The organism is Streptomyces sp. NPDC048172 (genome assembly GCF_043202595.1).
GTDB lineage: Bacteria > Actinomycetota > Actinomycetes > Streptomycetales > Streptomycetaceae > Streptomyces.
The window spans coordinates 96,540-115,532 of record NZ_JBIDAT010000013.1 but is presented as its reverse complement, the minus strand read 5'-3'; the positions used below and the strand labels follow the sequence as shown (position 1 = coordinate 115,532).

Genomic DNA, 18,993 nt, shown 5'->3' with positions numbered 1-18,993 from the left:
AAGCTCTTCGAGCAGGGGGTACCCCCACCTAGGGACGGCGCGCCGCGACGAGCCGGACACCGAGCACCTCCTCCTTCCAGGCCACCCGCACGTGTCCCAGCCCTGCTGCCCGCAGCAGCGCCTCGGCCTCCGCCTCCGGCGCCGACGTCGCACCGGCGAGTTCGGCGTCCAGGCGTGTCACGGCGGCGCCGAGCGCACGCTGCGGGGCTGTGGGGCACGGCAGGACGAGCCAGCCCCCGGGCCTGAGCGCCTCCGTCGCCGATCCCACCGCGCTCCGCAACTGCGCGCTGGACAGTCCGGCGACGGGCAGCCACACGAGGGCCAGGCGGTCGTCCGCCTCGAAGCCGGTGAGGTGGCCGGTGCGGAAACTCAGCAAGGCGGCGTCGGACTCCGGCGCCCGGACGGCACCCGGCTCCAGCGCGAGCACCCGTACGAACGGAAGATGCCTGGCCAGCGTGGCGGCCGACCGACCGCCGTCCCCGGCCGCGCAGCCCAGCCGCGCCTCCGGCTCCGCCAACAGTTCCGGCAGCCCTTCCAGCCGTCTGAGCAAGGAGTTGACCAGTACGTGGGCGAGTATGTGGGCCTCGTCCCCGCACCCGGCGGCCAGTTCACGTCCGAGGGGCGCCGCGCCGCGCAGCCGGGCGCCGTGGGCCAGCGCACGCCGCAGCCGCGCGGCGAACGCGGAGGCACGAGGGCCGCCCATGAGCACCCGCTCCAGGTGCGGTTCGGCCACGTAGCGGCCCCCGTCCTGCTCGCGCAGCACCGAGGCCCGGACCAGGGGCTCCAGCAGGTCCTGGACGAGACCGTGCGGCAGGCTTCCGGCCGCTTCCTTGGGCGTACAGGGCTCCAGGAACCGGGTGAGGAGCCCGTTCTCCCGGGCGACGGCGCACGCGAGCAGGCCCCAGGCCCGGTCGGCGACGTCCGCGAGCCGCCCTTCGAAGCGGCCTTCGGGCCCCGGGGGCATCCGCTCCGGCGGCCGTCCGGAGTCGATCGCCGCCAGCAGCGCGTGGGCTCGGTCCAGCAACGCGCTCAGTTCGTCACGCCGGCCGGGTGCGGGCGGCCCAGGGGCGGGCGGGTCCGCCGGTTCGATACCGGCGGCGGCGACCACGTCGCGGGCCGCAGCGGCGAACTCCCCCTCCGCGCCGTACTCGGCCGCGTGCAGCGCGCACCAGGACTCGGCCAGCTTGGCGATGTGCCGCTCGGCCGCTTCCTGGCGCAGGCGCCTGCCCTCCAGGCCGACCACAGTGCGCTGGCCCAACTGGATGAGGAGCATCTCCTGGGAGCCCTGGCCGCCGATCATCCCCAGGACGTCGCGCATGAACCTCTCCCAGGGGAAGCCGGTGACATAGCCCTCGCCGCCCTGGAGGTTCATCACCAACTCGCCGACGCGGACCGCGCACTCCGCCGCGTAGTGCTTGGCGACGGTGCCGGGTTCGTCGAAGTACGGGTCGCGTTCGCTCGACCTGGTGCTGTCCAGCGCCAGATGGGTGGCGGCACGGGCCGCTTGCAGCAGCGCGCGCATCTCCCCCACCGAGCGCTCGACGTTGGGGTGGTCCAGCACCCGGCGCCCGCCGCGCCTGCGCGTGGCGAGCGACTCCAGGCAGTTCTCGATCACGCCTTCCAGGGCACCCACGACGCCGCACGCGGTCATCGTCCGGCGACCGCGCGCGTAGGCGTTGAGGCGGCTGAGCGCGTCCGCGCGCCACATCAGCCGCCGCCCCGGCACCCGCACCTCGTGCAGCACCACCTGCGCCAGCGCCATGGTGCGCAGCCCCATGGTCTCCAGGGGCAGCAGTGTCAGGCCCGGATCGTCCTTCTCGACCAGGAACGCCAGCATGTCGTTGGACGCCTCGTCGCGCAGGAAGAGCACGAACAGGTCGGCGATCCGGGCCCCGGTCACGAAGTGCTTGGTGCCGTTGAGCACCCAGGTGTCGCCATCGAGACGGGCGGTGGCCTCGTAGTCGTAGGGGTCCCTGCTCTCGTAGGCGGCCAGGGCGGCGAAGCTACGGCCCGCCACCAGGTCCGGTACGTAGCGCTCGGTCAGCTCCGGCCTGCCGCTGGCCAGAATCACCTCGGTGATCGAGACGGTGGTGTCGACCAGCACGGAGAAGCCGGGGTCGAGGGAGAGACGGGCCAGCTCCTCGACCACCACGCCCCAGGAGAACTTGTCCCGTCCGGCGCCGCCCACCTCGACCGGCAGCGAGAACGGGATGAGCCCGAGGTCTCCGGCCTGCGCCAGGACGTCCTTGCCGATCGTGTGGCCCTCGTGCTCGCGGAAGTACGAACCGGGATTGGTGCCGTCGAGTACGAGGCCTGCGAACCGGCGCCGTGTCTCCCGCCGGACGCGCTCCACCTCGGACTCCAGCGTACGGGGCGTCATGACCCGTCCCCCCTCGACGGGTCGCCCTCGCCCGTGGCGCCCGCGGCGTTCTCCACTTCGTGCACCAGGTCCTGGAGGCTCTCCTCGCCCAGGAAGCGTTCGAGGGGGATGGTGATGTCGGTCCGTTCCTCGATCTCCACGGAGAGCTGGGCCGCGGTGAGCGAGTCGATGCCCAGCTCGCCGAGCGGCCGGTCGGGCGCAAGGGGCTGCTCGCCCGCGCCGAGGAGTTCCTTGAGCAGGGGCAGGAGCCAGGTGTCGACGGGCTCGGCCGTGCCGTGTCCGGTGGTGATGGTGTCCTCCTAGGTTCGGGCGGGCGCCGGCCCCCGGTGCTGCGGGGCAAGCCGCAGCGGGGCGAGGGAGAACGCCCGGTCGTCGTCGTCGAGTTCTTCGAGCCGCCGCACCAGCGCGTCCTCGGCCTCGTGGTCCGGTGCGGCCGGGTGGCCGAGCCGGTGCAGGACGCGGCGCAGCGCGACCGAGAGCCAGGCCCGTTCGGCGGCCAGGGGGCCGAGCGCCGTGCGGCGCTGTGTCCAGGTGTGCAGGCAGCAGGCGGCCGCGTGCACCAGGCAGTGCCGACGGGCCGACTCGTAGGCCTCGGACGTACGCCGCGTGCCCAGGCGCCGGGAGGTCTCCCGGGTCTGGTCGCGGACCGCGAGCAACTGCCGGGCGAGCGGGGTGAGTTCCTCGTCGTCCAGAGCCTCCACGGACTCCTCCAGGAGGCCGACGACCTCGTCGGCGGCGCCGTAGGTGAGCGAGGGCCGCTGCTCGGCCGGGGCGGCCGAGGGCCCCGGCTCGCCGAGGCGGAACAGCAGGGAGAGGGGCAGTTCGGCGGGTCCGGCGGCGCGGCGTGCGCCACCGGCGAGCTGGGCGCGGACCGTGTCGAGCTGGACCAGTTCGGTGCCCTCGAAGACGGGGGTGATCGCGATGTCGCGTGCCACCTTCTGGAAGGCGCCGAAGGCGACGCCCTCCCGCAGGTAGGCGCGGGCGCTCAGCACCTCGCCGCAGGCTTCGACCGCCTCCACGCACAGTCGGGGGACGACGTACTTGGCCACCGCCGACCACAGCGCCATCCGCCGCCGCGCGACGTCCAGGGCGCGGGCGGCGGCCCACTCGACGCACTCGGCCACGAGCAGGTCGGCGAAGGCCCGTGCCACCAGCGAGCGCACCGGGGGCAGGGTGAGCGCCGGCCGTCCGTACAACTCCCGGGTCCGCGCGTGTCGCAGGGCGATGCGCAGTGCCGTGTCGGCCCCGCCGAGGCTGGTGCCGCCGACCATGGTGCGGGTGAACTGGAGCGCGCCGGAGAGCATTTCGACGCCGCGTCCCCGCCGGCCGAGCACGGCGTCCTGGCCGACGCGCAGGCCGTCGAGGGTGAATCCGCTCAGGTCGTGGCCGCGCAGGCCGTGGGTGGGGATCTTCGCCAGCCGCTCCACCCCGTCGGGTCCGCGTCCGGCGAAGTCGACCAGGAAGAGTCCGAAGGAGGGCTCGGAGTCGGCCAGCACCGTGGCGAAGGCCGATCTGCGGCCGTTGCCGACCAGCCATTTCGTCCCGCTCAGCACGTACCCGCCGGGGACGGGTGTGGCGCGGGTGCGGGTGGCCAGCAGGTCGCTGCCTGCCGCTTCCTCGCTGATCCCGGCCGTGCCCCACGCTCCGCCGAGCACGAGCTGCGCGATCCTGCGCCGCTGGGCCTCCTCGCCCCAGATCCACACCGGCGCCGCGGCCAGGAGCGTGGAGCCCATGCCGACCGAGACCGCCAGATCACGGCGGGACGCGGCGCGTACGACGGGCAGCAGCTCCTCGAAGGAGGTGAGGCGGCCGCCCTCGGAGGCGGGCACGATGTGCTCGTGCAGTCCGGCGGCCCAGGCCGCCTCATAGGCCGCCGTGGGCTCGCTCTCCCGCTCGTCGGCGCGTACGCCTCCGGCGAGGGACATGCCGGTGCTCGGATCGAAGGGGCAGCCCAGGGTCCGTTCGAAGACCGCCGCGGTCTCCAGCGCGGGCAGGGCCGCCGCGTCCGCAGCCGCCCTCGCCGGGCCCGCCGACGCGCTCGTCCGGCCGGTCACGTCCGCTCCACCACGAGGGCGTACGGTCCGCTTCCCTCGGCACTTCCGAGTTCGTGCACGAAGGCGAGTCCGCCTCGGTGGCGGTAGGCGAGAGTACGCACGGGCAGCAGGTCCCACAGCTGCCCGGCCCGCAGCCATGTCACGTCGATCCGGCGGATCCCTCCGTCCAGCGCGCGGCGCAGTTCGGGAAGGCGCACCCCGTGCCGCCGTACGAACTCCTCACGGGCGCCGCCCGCGAAGCCGAGGGACTCGACCCAGTACCACTGGTCGGCCACCTCGCAGTGGTGGCGGTGGACGCGGAACTCCGTGGTGCTCGACGCCAGCTGCTCCCCCTCCCGACGGCAGGAGCCCCACAGCGCGCGGGCCCGGGAGAGGTAGGGGGCACGGTGGACCTCGTCCGTGCGGAAGGCGGCCACGAGCGAATCGGGCAGGCTGCCCGGCGCGCCGGAGAGCGCCCGGTCGCCGCTGAGCCGCAGCGGCAGGGACGCGGCCCGGGTGCGTACGGCCGGGCCCGCGGGGCCGGAGATGGTGGTCTCGATCTCCAGCTGCGAGGGGCGGGGCCCGCGCAGGCGGGCGCTGACCGCGATGCGTGCCTCGTCGGCGTCGGTGAACCGCAGGGGCTTGTCGTACTCCAACTGCCAGGCCCACAGGACGAATCCCAGGCCGTGCTCGGAGACGAGGGTGCGGTGGCTGCACACGTGGTCCCGCATCCAGCGGGTTCCGGCCTGGAAGCCGAGGCGTCCGGCGGCGGTGGGCTGGAGCTGGGTGGGCGTGAAGAGGCCGGCGTCCAGCACGACCTCGTAGACGGAACTGCGTGGCATCGCCGGCTAGCCCCCCGAGATCGCTGTCACGATGTCCACCCGGTCGTCCTCGTCGGCCGACCGGTCCAGTTCCGCCGGGGAGAGCCGTTCGCCGTTGAGGGCGATCAGGTGTGTCGCACGAACGGCCCCCTCCCGGTCCAGCAGCACCTCGGCGAGGTCCGGGTAGCGCGCGGTCAGCGCGGTCAGGCCGTCGCGCACCGTGGCCCCGCCGACGGGTATCTCGTTCTCGTAGTTGGTGAATCGCAGCAGTACGCCTCTGACCTTGACGATCATCGCCCGGTCCCCTTCACAGAATTTACACGTGACACCCCGGAAGCCGAATTCCCCCGGCACGCGAATTCAATGAATACAGGAAACAGGCAAGGCAGGGCAATGACCTGAAACCCGGGCATTACGTCCCAGAAAATCCCCCCTTACACCTCTATTACTCTATACCCTTCGGGGGTATATTACTCCTTCGATCACTCCCCTTTTCCGCGACCGTGCAATGAATTACTTTTCCGTGGTCGCGCATCCGGAAAAGGGGACCCTCTGAAATCGGCATGCGCAATTCCGGAAAGGAGCGGGGGTTGAGTCACTCGCAGGAGCACGGCGCCGTGGACTTCGCGCGCGTGCTGCACGACAGGGCGCTCCGGTCACCCGACGTGACCGGGTTCCGGTTCGTCGCGGAGGACGGGTCGGCCGTGGAGACCACGTACGCCGGGCTCGACGCACGCGCACGCGCCGTCGCCGCCCGGGTCACGGCCGACGGCGCGCGGCACACCGGCCCGGCGCTGCTGCTCTACGCGCCCGGGAACGAGTATCTGGCCGGGCTGTTCGGGTGTTTCCACGCGGGCGTGCCCGCCGTGCCCGCCTTCCCTCCGGACCCCACGCGGCTGGCACGGACGCTGCCCAGGCTCGCGGCCATCATCGAGGACGCCGGGGCGCGGACCGTGCTGACCACCTCGGACATCGCGCCGCTCGTCGAGGAGTGGCTCACCATCGGCCTGGGCGGGCACGCCCCCCGCGTGATCGTCACCGACACCACCGGGGAGGGTGAGGGGTACGGGGCCGGGGAGCCGTCCCCGGCAGGCGGGGCGGACGGACCGGCGCTGCTCCAGTACACCTCGGGCTCGACCGCGCTGCCACGCGGTGTCGTGCTCACCCACGCCCAACTGCTGAGCAACTGCGCCCAGATCGCGCACGGATTCGGTATCCACCCGGACAGCTCCGGCGGCCTGTGGCTGCCGCCGTACCACGACATGGGGCTGATCGGCGGGATCCTCACCCCGCTCTCCTCCGGGATCCCGGTGACGCTGATGTCGCCGGTGACGTTTCTGCGCCGCCCGCTCTCCTGGCTGCGCATGGTCTCCCGGTACCGCGCGACGATCACCGGCGGCCCGAACTTCGCCTACGACCTGTGCGTCCGGCGCGCGACCGACGCCGAGGTGGCGGAGCTCGACCTGTCCTGCGTCGAGCTGACGTTCACCGGGGCCGAGCCGGTACGGGCCGAGACGATGCGGCGCTTCGCCGAGCGCTTCGCACCGAGCGGGTTCCGGCCCGAGTCGTTCTATCCGTGCTACGGCCTCGCCGAGGCCACGCTCTTCGTGACCGGCGGCAGGCCGCTGGGCGGCTGGCGCACGGTGCCGCTCGCGCGCGAGGCGCTGGAGGACAACGGCACTGCCCGGCCGGCCGCCGCGGGTGAAGCGTCCAGACCGGCCGTGAGCTGCGGCTCCCCCTCGCCCGGCGCCCGGGTGCGCGTCGTCGACCCGGCGAACGGCGAGCCGCTGGCCGAGGGCGCGGTCGGCGAGGTGTGGGTGGACTCGCCGAGCGTCGCCGAGGGCTACTGGCGGCGCCCCGAGGAGACCGCGGCCACGTTCGGCGCGACCACCGCGGACGGCGAGGGCCCGTATCTGCGCACCGGGGACCTGGGATTCGTCCTTGAGGGCGAACTGTTCCTGGCCGGACGGATGAAGGACCTGATCGTCGTCAACGGGCGTAACTACCATCCCGTCGACATCGAACGGGCCTGCGAGACCGCTGTCGCCGGAATCCGCCGCAACTGCGGAGCCGCCTTCGCGGTCGAGGACGAGCAGGGCGCCGCCGAACGGCTCGTCCTGGTCTACGAGGCGGAGGCCGGGGCAGGGGCCGGGGCCGTGCGGGGTGCGGGGGACGTCGAGGACCACGCGGCCGTCCTCGACGGCATCCGACGCACGGTCTCGCGCGAACTCAGCCTCCCGCCGCACGCCGTCGTGCTGATCAGGCCCCGCACGATCCCCAAGACCTCCAGCGGGAAGGTCCAGCGGTGGCTCGCCCGCCGCCAGTACCTCGACGGCGAGCTCGACGAGCTGGCGCGCTGGCAGTTCGAACACCGGTAGCATGGCCCGCTCCTGGCAGGAGGAACGGCATGTGGCAGTTGGGCAGCCTGGAGACGGCGGTCATGGAGTGTGTGTGGGCGGACGAGGGACTCGTCTCCGTACGCCGGGTGACCGAGCAGCTCAATGAGAGCCGCGCGCAGCCGCTGGCCTACACCACCGTGATGACGACGATGGTCAAGCTGCACCGCAAACGGTGGCTCAACCGCACCCGCGAGGGCCGCCGTTACGTGTACGAGGCGAGCACCAGCAGAGAGGCGTGCGCGGCACAGATCATCACCCAGGTCCTCAGCGACAGCGGCGATCCGGAGACCGTACTCATGCACTTCGTAGGGCAGGTCGAGGAGAACGGCTCCCCGGAGCTCCAGGAGACCGTCCGCAGGATCCTGGCCTCCGACGCATGATCGGCGGCGTCTTAGTCGCGGCCTGTCTGCTCTTCTCCCGGCTCTTCGCGCCGCTGCTGCTGCCGGACACGGCCTGGTCCCGCCGCTGGCCCCGGCTCGGCCTCGCCGCGTGGGCGCTGCTGTGCGTCCTCACGGTCCTGGCCGTCTCCGCGCTCGGACTGACGGCCGCGGACCCGGTCCTGCACGGGGACCGGTTCTTCCTCCTGAGCCAGGGGTGCTGGGAGACGCTGTGGGGGCAGAGCGGCTCGCAGCCCGTGGTGGCGCTCTCGTTCACCGGAGGGCTGCTGCTCGGGATCGGGGCGCCGCTGCGCGCGCTCTGGGCCGTCGGCAGGGCGCTGCTTCGGGACCGCAGGACGCGCCTGGAGCACATCGTCAAGCTGGACCTCATCGGCGCCGAGCACCCCGCGAGGCGGCCGGGAGCGACCCGTGCCGTGCTGCTGCAGGACGCGCGCCCCACGGCGTACTGCCTGCCGGGGCGCGGCGGGAGGATCGTGCTGACGAGCGGGGCCCTGCGCTCCCTGACCCCGGAGGCGCTGGCCGCCGTGCTGGAGCACGAGCACTCGCACCTGCGGGGCAGGCACCACCAACTGCTGGTCGTCGTCGGAGCTCTGGCGTCGAGCCTGCCGTGGATCCCCGTGCTGGGAACGGCGCGCCGGGCCATGGCCCGGCTCACGGAGCTGGCCGCCGACGACGCGGCGGCACGGCGGCACGGCAAGCGCGCGGTGGCCCGTGGGCTGGCCGGGCTCATCGCCTCGACCACGGGCCCGGCGACTCGGCAGGCGGCCGGTCACGATGTGAAGCTGCGGCTCGCACGGCTGACCGCGGCGGACGGCCGACCGGGACGCTGCGAGTGGCTGATGGCAGCGGCCGGACTCGGGCTGACGGCGACCGGACCGTTCATCGCGACCGTGGGCCTGTGGTGGCTGTGCTGCTGAGGTGCCACGCCGAGGCCGAGCTGGACCGGACGGTCTCACGGTGCCGGGCTGCCCGGCCGCTGAGACCCTCAGGTTCTCAGTTCGCGCCCGCGGTGAGGGTCTGTGCCTCGATGAGGCCGCTGCGGAGCGCCACGGCCACGGCCGTGGTGCGGTTCTGGCAGTTGAGCTTGGCCAGGATGTTGGCGACATGCCGCTTGACCCCGTGCTCGGTGATGCCCATGTCGCGTGCGATCTGCCGGTTGCTGAGCCCGTTGGCCACCCGGATGAGGGTCTGCGTCTCGCGGTCGGTGAGCCGGGGGCGCCGCACGGAGTCCGCGCGGTCCCCGGAGGCGAGGTGCAGCAGCTGCCGCAGCACTTCGGACGAGACCGAGACCAGGGCGTGCCCGTTGCCCGGTGTGAGCAGCCGGCCGGCCTCGGGGCCCCGGAGGTCCTCCGCGTAGACCATCGCGTCGGCCGGGGTGCCCTGGAGCGCGGAGAGCTGGTCGGGCGCCAGCGAGCGCAGGACGAGCACCACGTACGTCGTGGTGTCCGCCAGCAGCGGCCCCAGCAGCGCCAGCTCGCTCTGGGCGACCTCGGAGGAGAGGACGACCGTGAGGGGCTGATCGGTGATCTCGCCCAGCGGGACATTGGCGACCGAATCCGTGGAGACGACCGCGCGGCACAGGCCGCTGGACTCCAGCAGCGATCTGAGCAGGGCCCGTGAGGACGCGTCAGGGTCCACCAGCAGCGTGGTGCTCCCTATGGCCTTCGTGCGTATCGCATACGCGTCGCGGCGATCCCCCTGCACAGCGCCTCCCCGTCGGCAGGGCTCGTCACCCCGCCAGCGAATCCTACTATTGATCACCGTAGTTGAGGTGTCAACCCATTTCGGCCTCCCGGCCTGATCGGGATGCTTCGCTCCTCACCAGTGAACGCCCTTCGGTGGCACCGGCGTTGAGGAGCGGCGCCGGGACCGGCGTCGGATACCGCCCGTCGAGACAGGCGGTGCAGTGGGAGGCCGCGCCGGGCTCCCCCGCGTTCACGGTACGCAACAGCTCGGGTAGGGAGAGGAAACCGACGGAGTCGCAGCCGAGGCGTTCGGCGAGCCACGTGGTGAGGGCCCCGTCGGAGTCTCCGCCGGACTCCCCTCCGACGCGGGCGGCGCCCTCGGCGGCCAGCAGGGTGTCGCCGCGCCCGGTGTCGATGCCGTAGAAGCAGGGCCAGCGGTGCGGGGGCGAGGCCAGCCGCACATGCACGCCGCGGGCGCCCGCGGCACGCACCATCGCCACGACGGTGGCCAGCGTGGTGCCCCGGACCAGCGAGTCGTCCACGAGGACGACGGACCGGCCCGCGAGCGCCGCCGGTACGGCCGTGAGCTTGGCCCGCACCGCCGCCTCCCGCTCCCCGGCGGTGCCGCCCAGGAAGGAACGGCCGACGCCGCGGTGCCGCAACAGGCCCTGGACGAGCGGCAGTCCGGCAGCCCAGGCGTACCCGTCGGCGGCCACCCGCGCGGTGTCGGGCACCGCGACGACGACGGCCCCGCGCGTGCCTCCGGCGCCGTCCGGAGGCGGCGCCTGCGCGGCGAGAGCCAGCCCGGCCTCGTAGCGCGCCTGATGGACGTCGCGCGCGCCGATGCGCGAGTCGGCACGCGCGAAGTACACGTACTCGAACAGGCACAGGCTGGGGGGCACCGGTGGTACGGGCAGCCGCGTGCTGCTGAGGCCCGACGCGTCGGCCCGCACGATCTCGCCGGGCTCCAGCTCGCGCACCACGCGCGCGCCCACGGCCTCCAGCGCCGCGGTCTCGGAGGCGAGCAGCCAGGTCTCCTCCGCCCTGCCCAGGCACAGCGGGCGGAAGCCGTGCGGGTCGCGGACCCCGAACAGCGCCTGCCCGTCGGTGAGAACCAGGGAGTACGCGCCCCGCACGCGCGGCAGCACGCGGCACAGCGCGTCCAGGAGCGGGCCCCCGGCGGCGTGCAGGGCGCGCGCCAGCGCAACGGTGTCGGGTTCGCCGGGCTCCCCGCCGGTCTCCTGCAAGGTGCCGTTGTGCGCGACCGCCAGCGCGGGCCGCCCCGGGGCGCCCGCCGTGACGGGCTGGGCGAGGGTGAGAGCGGCACGCGTCTCCGTACGGGCGTGCCGGGTGCCGGAGGTGGCGTAACGGACGTGGCCGATGGCCCCGTGCCCGGCGGGCAACGCGTCCGGCGCCGGTAGGGCCTCCTCCACCCGGCCGGAGCCGACGTGCCGGGTGAGCGCTCCGTCGCGCACGACGGCGAGCCCGGCGCTCTGTTCGCCCCTGTGCTGGAGCGCGAGGAGCATGGTGCGCACCAGCCGCGCCGCCCGGCCGTGCCGGGGGGCGGGCTGCCAGACCCCCGCCACCCCGCACGCCTCCCGGGGCTCGTCCATGGGCATGTCCGCCTCCTACGGGGTCGAGAGCCAGGCGCCCGCCGGTGCCCTGCCCGTGCGGACGCCGAGGCTGGTCAGCAGATAGGCGACGAGTTCCTCGCGCCGTGGCACGAGGTAGAAGTGATCACCGCGCAGGGCCCGCAGGGTGAACGGGCCTGTCGTGTACTGCCACCACCCCTCGGCCAGATGCGTGGGCACGCCCTCGTCCGAGGAGCCGACCAGCGCCGTGACGGGGCATTTGAGGGGCGGGCCGGGGCGGTAGCGGTACCGCTCGATGAGCCGGAAGTCGCCGCGCACCGCCGGCAGCAGCAACTCCCGGAGCCCCTCGTCGTCGAAGAGCCGGGGGTCGGTGCCGCTGAGCCGGTTCAGCTCGGCGAGCAGCGCCTCGTCGTCCCGCTGGTGCAGCTCGCCCCGGCGGGTGTCGGCCGGTGCCGGGTGGGCCGAGACGAAGAGGGCGCGGAGCCGTTCCGGGGCGGTCGCCGCCAGGGCGCGCGCGGTCTCGAAGGCAGCGACCGCGCCCATGCTGTGGCCGAAGAGAACCACGGGGACGTCGCCCCACGCGGCGAGTTCAGCGGCCAGCGGCCGGGCGATCTGGTCCATGTGGGTGGCCATCGGCTCGTCCAGCCGGTCGTCACGCCCCGGGTACTGCACGGCCGCCAGCTCGACGGAGGAGGGCAGGGCGCGCAGCCAGGGGAAGAAGAACCGTGCCGATCCCCCGGCGTGCGGGAAGCACACCAGGCGCAGCCGGGCCCTGCGCCGGGGGTGCGGAACGCGCAGCCACGTGCCTGCGGCGCCCCGGCCGTCGACGCCGCTGTCCGCGTCGCCGCTCACGTCCCCGTTCGCCTGCCCGTACACGCCGCCGCCCGCCCTGCCGTTCACATCCCCGTGCACCTCGCCGTACGCGCCCGGGCCGTTCATGCCCGGGCTCCCGTGGTGCGCAGTTCGCTCGCGAGGGCTGCGACCGTAGGGGTTCGCAGCAGGGCGCGCAGCAGGTCCTCGAAGGGGACGGCAGCGGCCTCGGCGACCTCGGCGCGGAGCCGGGCGACGAGCTGGGCGGCCAGCAGCGAGTCCCCGCCCAGTGCGAAGAAGTCGCTGTCGCGGGCGACCGCCCCCTCGGGCTGGGCCAGGACCGCCTCCCACTCCTGCGCGAGACGCCGCTCCAGCGCGTCCCGTGGCGGTGCTCCGCGCAGCGCGGCCTGCCGGTGCGAGTCGGCCAGCCAGCTCGCCACGGTCTTCCGGTCGACCTTGCCGTTGGGGCTGAGCGGCAGGGCGTCCACCGGCTCCAAGCGGTCGGGGATCATGTAGTCCGGCAGGCGGTCGGCGAGGTGGTCGAACAGGTCGTCCACGGGGATCTCGTGCTGGCCGCGCTTGAAGGTCGCGGCGATCAGGTGCTGCCCGAAGGCCACCGGACCGCCGCCCTCGCCGCTGCCGTCGGGGAGGGTGAGGACCGCCTCCGCTCCCGCACGGGTGAGGAGTTCACTCCACTCGCCGGCGTCGAAGAAGGTCTGGTCACGCCCCTTGCGCAGGTCCTCGAAGTCCGCGCCCTCCCCCGCCTTCCCGTCGAGCCGCACCAGGAACTCCATGGAGGTCATCAGCTCGGGCCGGTCGGCGGTCAGTTCGGTGAGGACGAGCCAGCCTCCGGGGGCCAGCAGCTCGCGCAGCCGGTCGAGGGTACGGCCGATGTGCCGGGCGTTGTGCAGGACGTTGGCGGCCACGATCAGGTCGAAGGACTGTGCGCCGTAGCCCTGGGCGCGGTGGTCGGCGTTGATGTCGAAGAGGCCGAAGCGCATCCAGGGTCGGTCGGCGTATTCCTCGCGGGCCGTGGTGAGGAAGAACTGGGACACGTCGGTGAAGAGATAGTCCGGCTCCGACGGCGCCAGCGCGGGCACCAGTTCGCGCGTGGTGGCGCCCACACCCGCGCCGATCTCCAGGACCCGCAGGGGACGGTGGGGAGGGACGGTGGCCGCGAGCCGGGCGGCGAGTCCGGCGGCGGCGCGGTTGAGGTAGCGGACGACGTCGTTGTCGGCGAACGCGGCCTGCGCGGTCTCCGTCCCGCCGTCAGGGAAGAGGAGCCGCACCTGGTCCTCCTCGCCCCGCATCAGCTCGGGCAGCCGCTCCATGCTGGTCCGGAACAGCGTCAGCACCGACGGCGGCCACAGCGTGTACCCGGCCTGCCACTCGTGCTCCTCCACGGCCTTCCACGCCGCGCTCAGCTCCTTCCGGCTCCCGGCGGCCAGGCAGTGGTAGCGGCCGGTACCCGCCTCGCGGCCGAGGAGGCCCGCGTCGGTGAGCGCGGTCAGCCACCGCCGTACGACGCGGTGGGCACGCGGCACGGTGCCGGTCCTGCGCAGGATCTCCGCGGCGCCGACGGGCGTGCCGTCCGCGGGGAACGCGTCCGTCTCCCGCAGCGCGGCGGTCATGGCGGCCAGTCCGGCCCCGTTCAGCAGCCGTACGGACTCCGCGAGCCCGTCGCTGCGCCGGGCCGGGAGCGCCTGTCGTCCGGCGGTCGCGGCCGAGCGCAGCAGCCCGGCCGTGTCCGGGGGGTCGGGGTGCGCGGGCGCGCCGGTGACCACGGCGGCCAGGGTCCGGTCGGCCGTGCTCTCGCCGAGGACGGTCACGACGGCCGAGCCGACGCGGGGGTCGGCCAGCAGCGCGGACTCGATCTCGGCCAGCTCGATACGGTGCCCGCGCACCTTGACCTGGGAGTCCTCGCGGCCGAGGAACTCGATGGTGCCGTCGGGCAGCCAGCGGCCCAGATCGCCGGTGCGGTAGAGGCGTTCGCCGGTGTCGGGGTGGATGACGAAGCGCTCGGCGGTGCGTTCCTGGTCCCCCAGGTAGCCCAGCGCGACGCCGGTGCCACCGATCCACAGCTCGCCGGGCACGTGCTCGGGGCGCTGCCGCAGCGCGGGGTCGAGCACGTGGAAGGTCTGGTTGGTCAGCGGAGTGCCGTAGGGGATGCTGCGCCAGTGCGCGGGGACCTCGCCGATGGGGTGGTGGATGGACCATACGGCGGCCTCGGTGGCGCCGCCGAGGCTGACGAGCCGGACGCCGGGGATGCGTTCGCGTACGGAGTCCGGGAGCGTCACGGGGATCCAGTCGCCGGAGAGCAGGGCCAGGCGGAGGACGGGCAGCTCCAGGTCCGGCACGCTGCTCAGGTAGTGCTCCAGCATCTGGAGCTGGGCGGGCACCGAGTTCCACAGGGTGACGCGGTGCCGGGCGGCCAGGTCGGCCCAGTGGGAAGGGTCGGCGCGGCGTGCGGGGTCGGGCAGCACCAGGCATCCGCCGGCCGCGAGGACGCCGAAGACGTCCCAGACGGACAGGTCGAAGCCGAGGGCCGCCAGGGCCAGCACACGGTCCGAGGAGCACACGCCGTACCGGGAGTTGATGTCCGTGAGGGTGTTGACGGCGCTGCGGTGGCTGATCATCACGCCCTTGGGGCGGCCGGTGGAGCCCGAGGTGTAGATGACGTAGGCGAGGTCCTCGCGGGAGGCGTGCGCCGGGGGCGGTGTGGTGCCCTCGGGCACCGGTTCGAGGGTGTCGACCGCGAGGGGTGCCGTACCGGGGGGCCAGCCCTCCGCGCTCAGCCACGACTGGGTGAGCACCCGGCGCGTACCGGCGTCCGCCATGACCGTCGCGCGGCGGGCGGGCGGCTGGTTGGTGTCGATGGGCACGTAGACGCCGTCGGCGAGCAGCACGCCCAGGACGGCGGCGACCTGCTCCCAGCCCTTGTCCATGACGACGGCGACCCGGTCCCCGCGCCGGTGCCCCGTCTCCGTCAGCACGTCGGCGACGGCCAGGGCGCGGCGCAGCAGTTCGCCATGGGTCATGGTGCCGCCGTCCCAGCGCAGCGCGACGTCCCCGGGGGCGCGCCGCGCGGCGGCCACGGCTCCCTGGTGGAGCAGTTCCTGGGGCTCGGGCGCGGCGGTGCTGTTGACCTTCGCGCGCGTCTCCAGCTGTGTGGCGGGCACGAGCCCGGGCAGGGGCGCGTCCCAGGCGGCCGGGACGCGGGCGAGGCCGGTGAGCAGTCCGCTGTACGCGTCGAACATGGCGTCCAGCACGCCGTCGGGGAAGAGCTCCTCGACCGCGTCCCAGGCGAGCAGCAGCTCGCCCCGGTCCTCGTACACCTGGTGGTCGAGCCACACCTGGGGGGTCTGGGAGAGCATCCAGCCGAACTCGCCCAGGTGCGTGCGGAACTCCTCGCCGACGAAGGCCCCGCCGAAGGGACCGCCCAGGTTGCAGGCGAAGACGACGGGGGCCGCGTAGGACTCCTGCGGGCGGGCACGTGCGACATCGCGCAGTACGTCCACGGCGGAGTACGCGGCGTGCGTGACGTCCTCACGGGTGCGGGCCTGGAGCCGGGCGGCGAGGCGGGCGAACGGCTCGCGCTGGCCGGTGTCCGCGGTCACCAGCACCAGGTTGGTGAAGTCGGCGACCAGCCCGTGCACGTCCGGGTGCAGCGGCTGGCGGTCGAACAGCGGGAGGTTGAGGGCGAAGTGCTGCTTGTCGCTCCAGGCGCCGAGCACGGCGGCGTAGGCGGCGGCGAGCGCCATCGAGGGGGTGAGCTCGTGGGCCCGCGCGTGCCGGGCGAAGGCTTCCCAGTCGGATGCGGCCAGGCGATGGGTACGGCGCGTGAACCGGGGTGCCGCCAGCGTCGCCGGGTCGGTGGCGACCGGCAGCCGGGGGCCCGGGGGCAACTCGTGCAGTCGCTCCTGCCAGTAGGCGCGGGCCTTGTCGCGGTCGGCGGCCCGGTGCGTCTCCAGGTCGGCGAGGTAGCGCGGGAAGGAGTACGCGGGTCCGGCGTCGCCGGTGACGCTGCCCGGCCGGGCGTAGGCGCGCGCCAGGTCTCCGAGCAGGAGCTGGATGCTGAGGACGTCGGCGATCAGCAGGTCGATGTCGAAGTGGACGCGGGTGGCACCCTCCGGCAGGAGGGAGAGCTGGACGTCGAAGAGGGGGCCGGAGGCGAGGGGGAAGCGGCGGTGCGCATAGAGCTCACGGTGCGACTCCAGCCGTTCCCGCGCCTGATCCGCCGTCAGTTCGCGCAGGTCGTGAACGGTCAGGCCGGGCCAGGCCGAGTCCGCGGCGATGCGCTGGGTGCCGTCCTCGGCGAACACGGCCCGCAGCATGGCGTGCCGCGCGACCACCTCCCGGACGGCGTCCTCCAGCCGGTCCGGGACGACGCCGTGCCCGTCGAACTCCATGTACGCGTGGCAGGAGTTGCCGCCCAGCGTCCGGCCCTCGCCGCGGCCGAGCCAGTACGCCTGCTGCACAGGGGTGAGCGGGAAGGGGGCGTCCTCGCTCCGGGCCGCCCGCCCGGCGCCGTCCCGGGGCGCCTGCCCCGCTTCCCGGCCGCCCTGTTCGCCCTGTTCACCGTGTTCGCCGTGCGGCTGCCGCGCGCCCGGACATCGGCGTTCGGCCAGCAGCCTGGACCAGGCGGCCAGGGTGGGCTCGCGCGCCAGCTCCGCGTAGTCGACCTCGGCGCCCTGGGCGCGCCATCGGCCGAGCAGCGCCATGGTGCGTATCGAGTCCAGCCCGCGGCGGATGAGGTTGTCGTCGGCCGCGAGCGCCGCCGGGCGGGTCCCGAGGACCTCGGCAACCGCCTCGCTCACCCGGGGGTCGACACGCGGGTCGACAGCGGGATCGTCCTGCGCCATGGCCAATCCTTTCCACGCCTTTTGGAATTCAGTGCGAGACCGGGAAGAAGGGCATTCCAGAATTCATTCCCGACCCGGGACACGGTCAGCCAATCTACGTCAGTCGCAGGACAGCGAAAAGGTAGGTAATCGAAGGGACAATACCTGCCCCAGGTATGTCCCCTTTTTCCTCACATACAGCCACTTCACCCCCCGAAATCGCCAGTCAATTTTTCGTTGGTTTTCCAGAAAGTAATCATTCCGTTATTGACTCGGCTCCCGGCAAGCTGGGGAACTATTTACACGGTGTCGGCCTTCCAGAATTCTTGGACCCGGCCGCGTTCCCGTTTTCTCGATTTCCCTGTCACCGAGGAGTGCGATTCACCGTGGACATGGTTCGATGGCCGGAGAAGCAGGCCGCGCGCTATCGCGCGGCGGGGTACTGGAGGGACCGGCCGCTGGGCGAGCTGCTCGCCGAAGGGGCCCGCGCGCGGGGCGAGGGAGCAGCACTCGTCTGGGACGGCGGCTCCCTCACCTACCCGGAGCTGGAGGAGCGCGCGGCCCGGCTCGCTGCCGGACTCGCCGGGCTCGGACTGCGCCCCGGCGACCGCGTCGTGGTCCAACTGCCCAACGAGCCGGGTTTCTTCGTGCTGCTCTTCGCTCTGCTGAGGATCGGCGCCGTGCCCGTCCTGGGGCTGCCCGCGTACCGCCGCAGCGAGATCGTCCATCTGTGCCGGCAGACCGGCGCCGTGGCCTACGCCGTGCCCGCGACCGACCCGGTCACCGGCTTCGACCACCGCGAACTGGCCGACACGGTCCGGGCCGAGGTCCCCGAGCTGCGGCACGTCCTGGTCGACGGGGATCCCGGCCGACACCGCGCCCACGGTCTCGACGCGGTCGAACGCGCCGGGTCCGCGCCGCTCCCGGCCTCCCTCCCCGAGCCCGACCCCGGCGCCCCCGCGCTGCTGCTGGTCTCCGGCGGGACCACCGGGCTGCCCAAGCTCATCCCGCGCACCCACAACGACTACGCGTACAACGCCCGCGCCAGCGCCGAGCTGTGCGGCCTGGGCCCCGGAACGGTCTATCTCGCCGCGCTGCCCGTCGCGCACAACTTCGCGCTGGCCTGCCCCGGCGTGCTCGGCACCCTCGGCGCGGGCGGGACCGTCGTGCTCAGCCGCTCCCCCGGGCCCGAGACCGTCTTCCCCCTCATCGCCGCGCACCGGGTGACGATCACCTCCGCGGTGCCCCCGCTCGCCGCCCTGTGGCTCCAAGCGGCCGAGTGGGACACCCCCGACCTCGGCAGTCTCCAGCTCCTCCAGGTCGGAGGCGCCCGGCTGTCGCCCGAGGTGGCACGCCGCGTGCCGTCTGGCCTGGGGTGCACGCTGCAGCAGGTCTTCGGCATGGCCGAGGGGCTGCTGAGCATGACGCGGCTCTCCGACGACGAGGAGCTGACCGCCGTCTCCCAGGGCCGCCCGCTCAGCCCCGACGACGAGATCCGCGTCGTGGACGAGGAGGACCGCGACGTCGCCCCCGGCGAGGTCGGCGAGCTGCTGACCCGCGGGCCCTACACGCCCCGCGGCTACTACCGCGCGGCGGAGCACAACGCACGCGCCTTCACTCCCGACGGCTTCTACCGCACCGGCGATCTCGTACGCGTGCTTCCCGGTGGCGAACTCGTCGTCGAGGGACGGCAGAAGGACCTCGTCAACCGGGGCGGCGACAAGGTCTCGGCGGACGAGCTGGAGGGGCATCTGCGCGCCCACCCCGCCGTGCTCGACGCGGCGGTGGTGCCGGTGCCCGATCCCTATCTCGGCGAGCGCACCTGCGCGTTCCTGGTGCTGCGCGCCCCGCACACCGCCGAGCCCGACCTGGCCGCCTTCCTCGACGAGCGGGGTGTCGCCGCGTTCAAGTGCCCCGACCTCGTCCACCTGCTGGACGCGCTGCCCGTGACCGGCGTGGGCAAGGTCGACAAGCGCGCCCTCGCCCGCCGCGCCGCCGACAGCGGCGAACGGTCGGCCCGGTCGGCCTCCTGAG

13 protein-coding genes are annotated in these 18,993 nt (G+C 73.6%); 4 read left to right on the top strand and 9 right to left on the bottom strand.

Features of this window, described 5'->3' with window-relative positions; translation table 11 throughout:
• Nucleotides 1-28: 28 nt before the first annotated feature.
• From ACGF3A_RS40065 to ACGF3A_RS40045, 5 genes are read right to left on the bottom strand one after another with little or no spacing between them, the layout of a single operon-like run.
• A complete protein-coding gene (locus ACGF3A_RS40065) occupies nt 29-2,380 on the bottom strand; it encodes an acyl-CoA dehydrogenase family protein (protein ID WP_393735490.1) in 2,352 nt (783 codons plus the stop codon).
• Complete coding sequence (locus ACGF3A_RS40060; protein ID WP_393735667.1) at nt 2,377-2,619, bottom strand: acyl carrier protein; 243 nt, start codon at nt 2,617-2,619, stop codon at nt 2,377-2,379. Before ACGF3A_RS40060 ends, ACGF3A_RS40065 begins: the two co-directional genes overlap by 4 nt.
• 60 nt (nt 2,620-2,679) lie before the next feature.
• Entirely contained in the window at nt 2,680-4,434 is a 1,755-nt protein-coding gene (locus ACGF3A_RS40055) for an acyl-CoA dehydrogenase (protein WP_393735489.1), read from the bottom strand.
• Complete coding sequence (locus tag ACGF3A_RS40050; RefSeq protein WP_393735488.1) at nt 4,431-5,255, bottom strand: acyl-CoA thioesterase; 825 nt, start codon at nt 5,253-5,255, stop codon at nt 4,431-4,433. The genes ACGF3A_RS40055 and ACGF3A_RS40050 overlap by 4 nt, the downstream gene beginning before the upstream one ends.
• A 6-nt stretch (nt 5,256-5,261) precedes the next feature.
• A complete protein-coding gene (locus tag ACGF3A_RS40045; RefSeq protein WP_393735487.1) occupies nt 5,262-5,528 on the bottom strand; it encodes a MoaD/ThiS family protein in 267 nt (88 codons plus the stop codon).
• 296 nt (nt 5,529-5,824) lie between these two features.
• Between ACGF3A_RS40045 and ACGF3A_RS40040 the strand changes: the two genes are divergently transcribed.
• From ACGF3A_RS40040 to ACGF3A_RS40030, 3 genes are read left to right on the top strand one after another with little or no spacing between them, the layout of a single operon-like run.
• Nucleotides 5,825-7,612: a fatty acyl-AMP ligase gene (locus tag ACGF3A_RS40040; RefSeq protein WP_393735486.1), complete on the top strand. Its 1,788-nt coding sequence runs from the start codon at nt 5,825-5,827 to the stop codon at nt 7,610-7,612.
• A gap of 29 nt (nt 7,613-7,641) precedes the next feature.
• Entirely contained in the window at nt 7,642-8,013 is a 372-nt protein-coding gene (locus ACGF3A_RS40035; RefSeq protein WP_393735485.1) for a BlaI/MecI/CopY family transcriptional regulator, read from the top strand.
• Complete coding sequence (locus tag ACGF3A_RS40030; protein ID WP_393735484.1) at nt 8,010-8,948, top strand: M56 family metallopeptidase; 939 nt, start codon at nt 8,010-8,012, stop codon at nt 8,946-8,948. The genes ACGF3A_RS40035 and ACGF3A_RS40030 overlap by 4 nt, the downstream gene beginning before the upstream one ends.
• Before the next feature lie 76 nt (nt 8,949-9,024).
• Here ACGF3A_RS40030 and ACGF3A_RS40025 read toward each other — a convergent pair whose 3' ends face one another.
• From ACGF3A_RS40025 to ACGF3A_RS40010, 4 genes are all read right to left on the bottom strand, one after another.
• A complete protein-coding gene (locus ACGF3A_RS40025) occupies nt 9,025-9,735 on the bottom strand; it encodes a response regulator transcription factor (RefSeq protein WP_393735483.1) in 711 nt (236 codons plus the stop codon).
• Between the two features lie 70 nt (nt 9,736-9,805).
• Entirely contained in the window at nt 9,806-11,335 is a 1,530-nt protein-coding gene (locus ACGF3A_RS40020) for an amidophosphoribosyltransferase (RefSeq protein WP_393735482.1), read from the bottom strand.
• A gap of 9 nt (nt 11,336-11,344) precedes the next feature.
• The gene (locus tag ACGF3A_RS40015) at nt 11,345-12,247 is read right to left on the bottom strand and encodes a thioesterase II family protein (protein WP_393735481.1); all 903 of its coding nucleotides are present in this window, start codon (nt 12,245-12,247) and stop codon (nt 11,345-11,347) included.
• The gene (locus ACGF3A_RS40010) at nt 12,244-16,980 is read right to left on the bottom strand and encodes an amino acid adenylation domain-containing protein (RefSeq protein ID WP_393735480.1); all 4,737 of its coding nucleotides are present in this window, start codon (nt 16,978-16,980) and stop codon (nt 12,244-12,246) included. Before ACGF3A_RS40010 ends, ACGF3A_RS40015 begins: the two co-directional genes overlap by 4 nt.
• 371 nt (nt 16,981-17,351) lie before the next feature.
• Here ACGF3A_RS40010 and ACGF3A_RS40005 point away from each other — a divergent pair, with 371 nt between their 5' ends.
• A complete protein-coding gene (locus tag ACGF3A_RS40005; protein ID WP_393735665.1) occupies nt 17,352-18,992 on the top strand; it encodes a (2,3-dihydroxybenzoyl)adenylate synthase in 1,641 nt (546 codons plus the stop codon).
• Nucleotide 18,993: the final 1 nt, after the last annotated feature.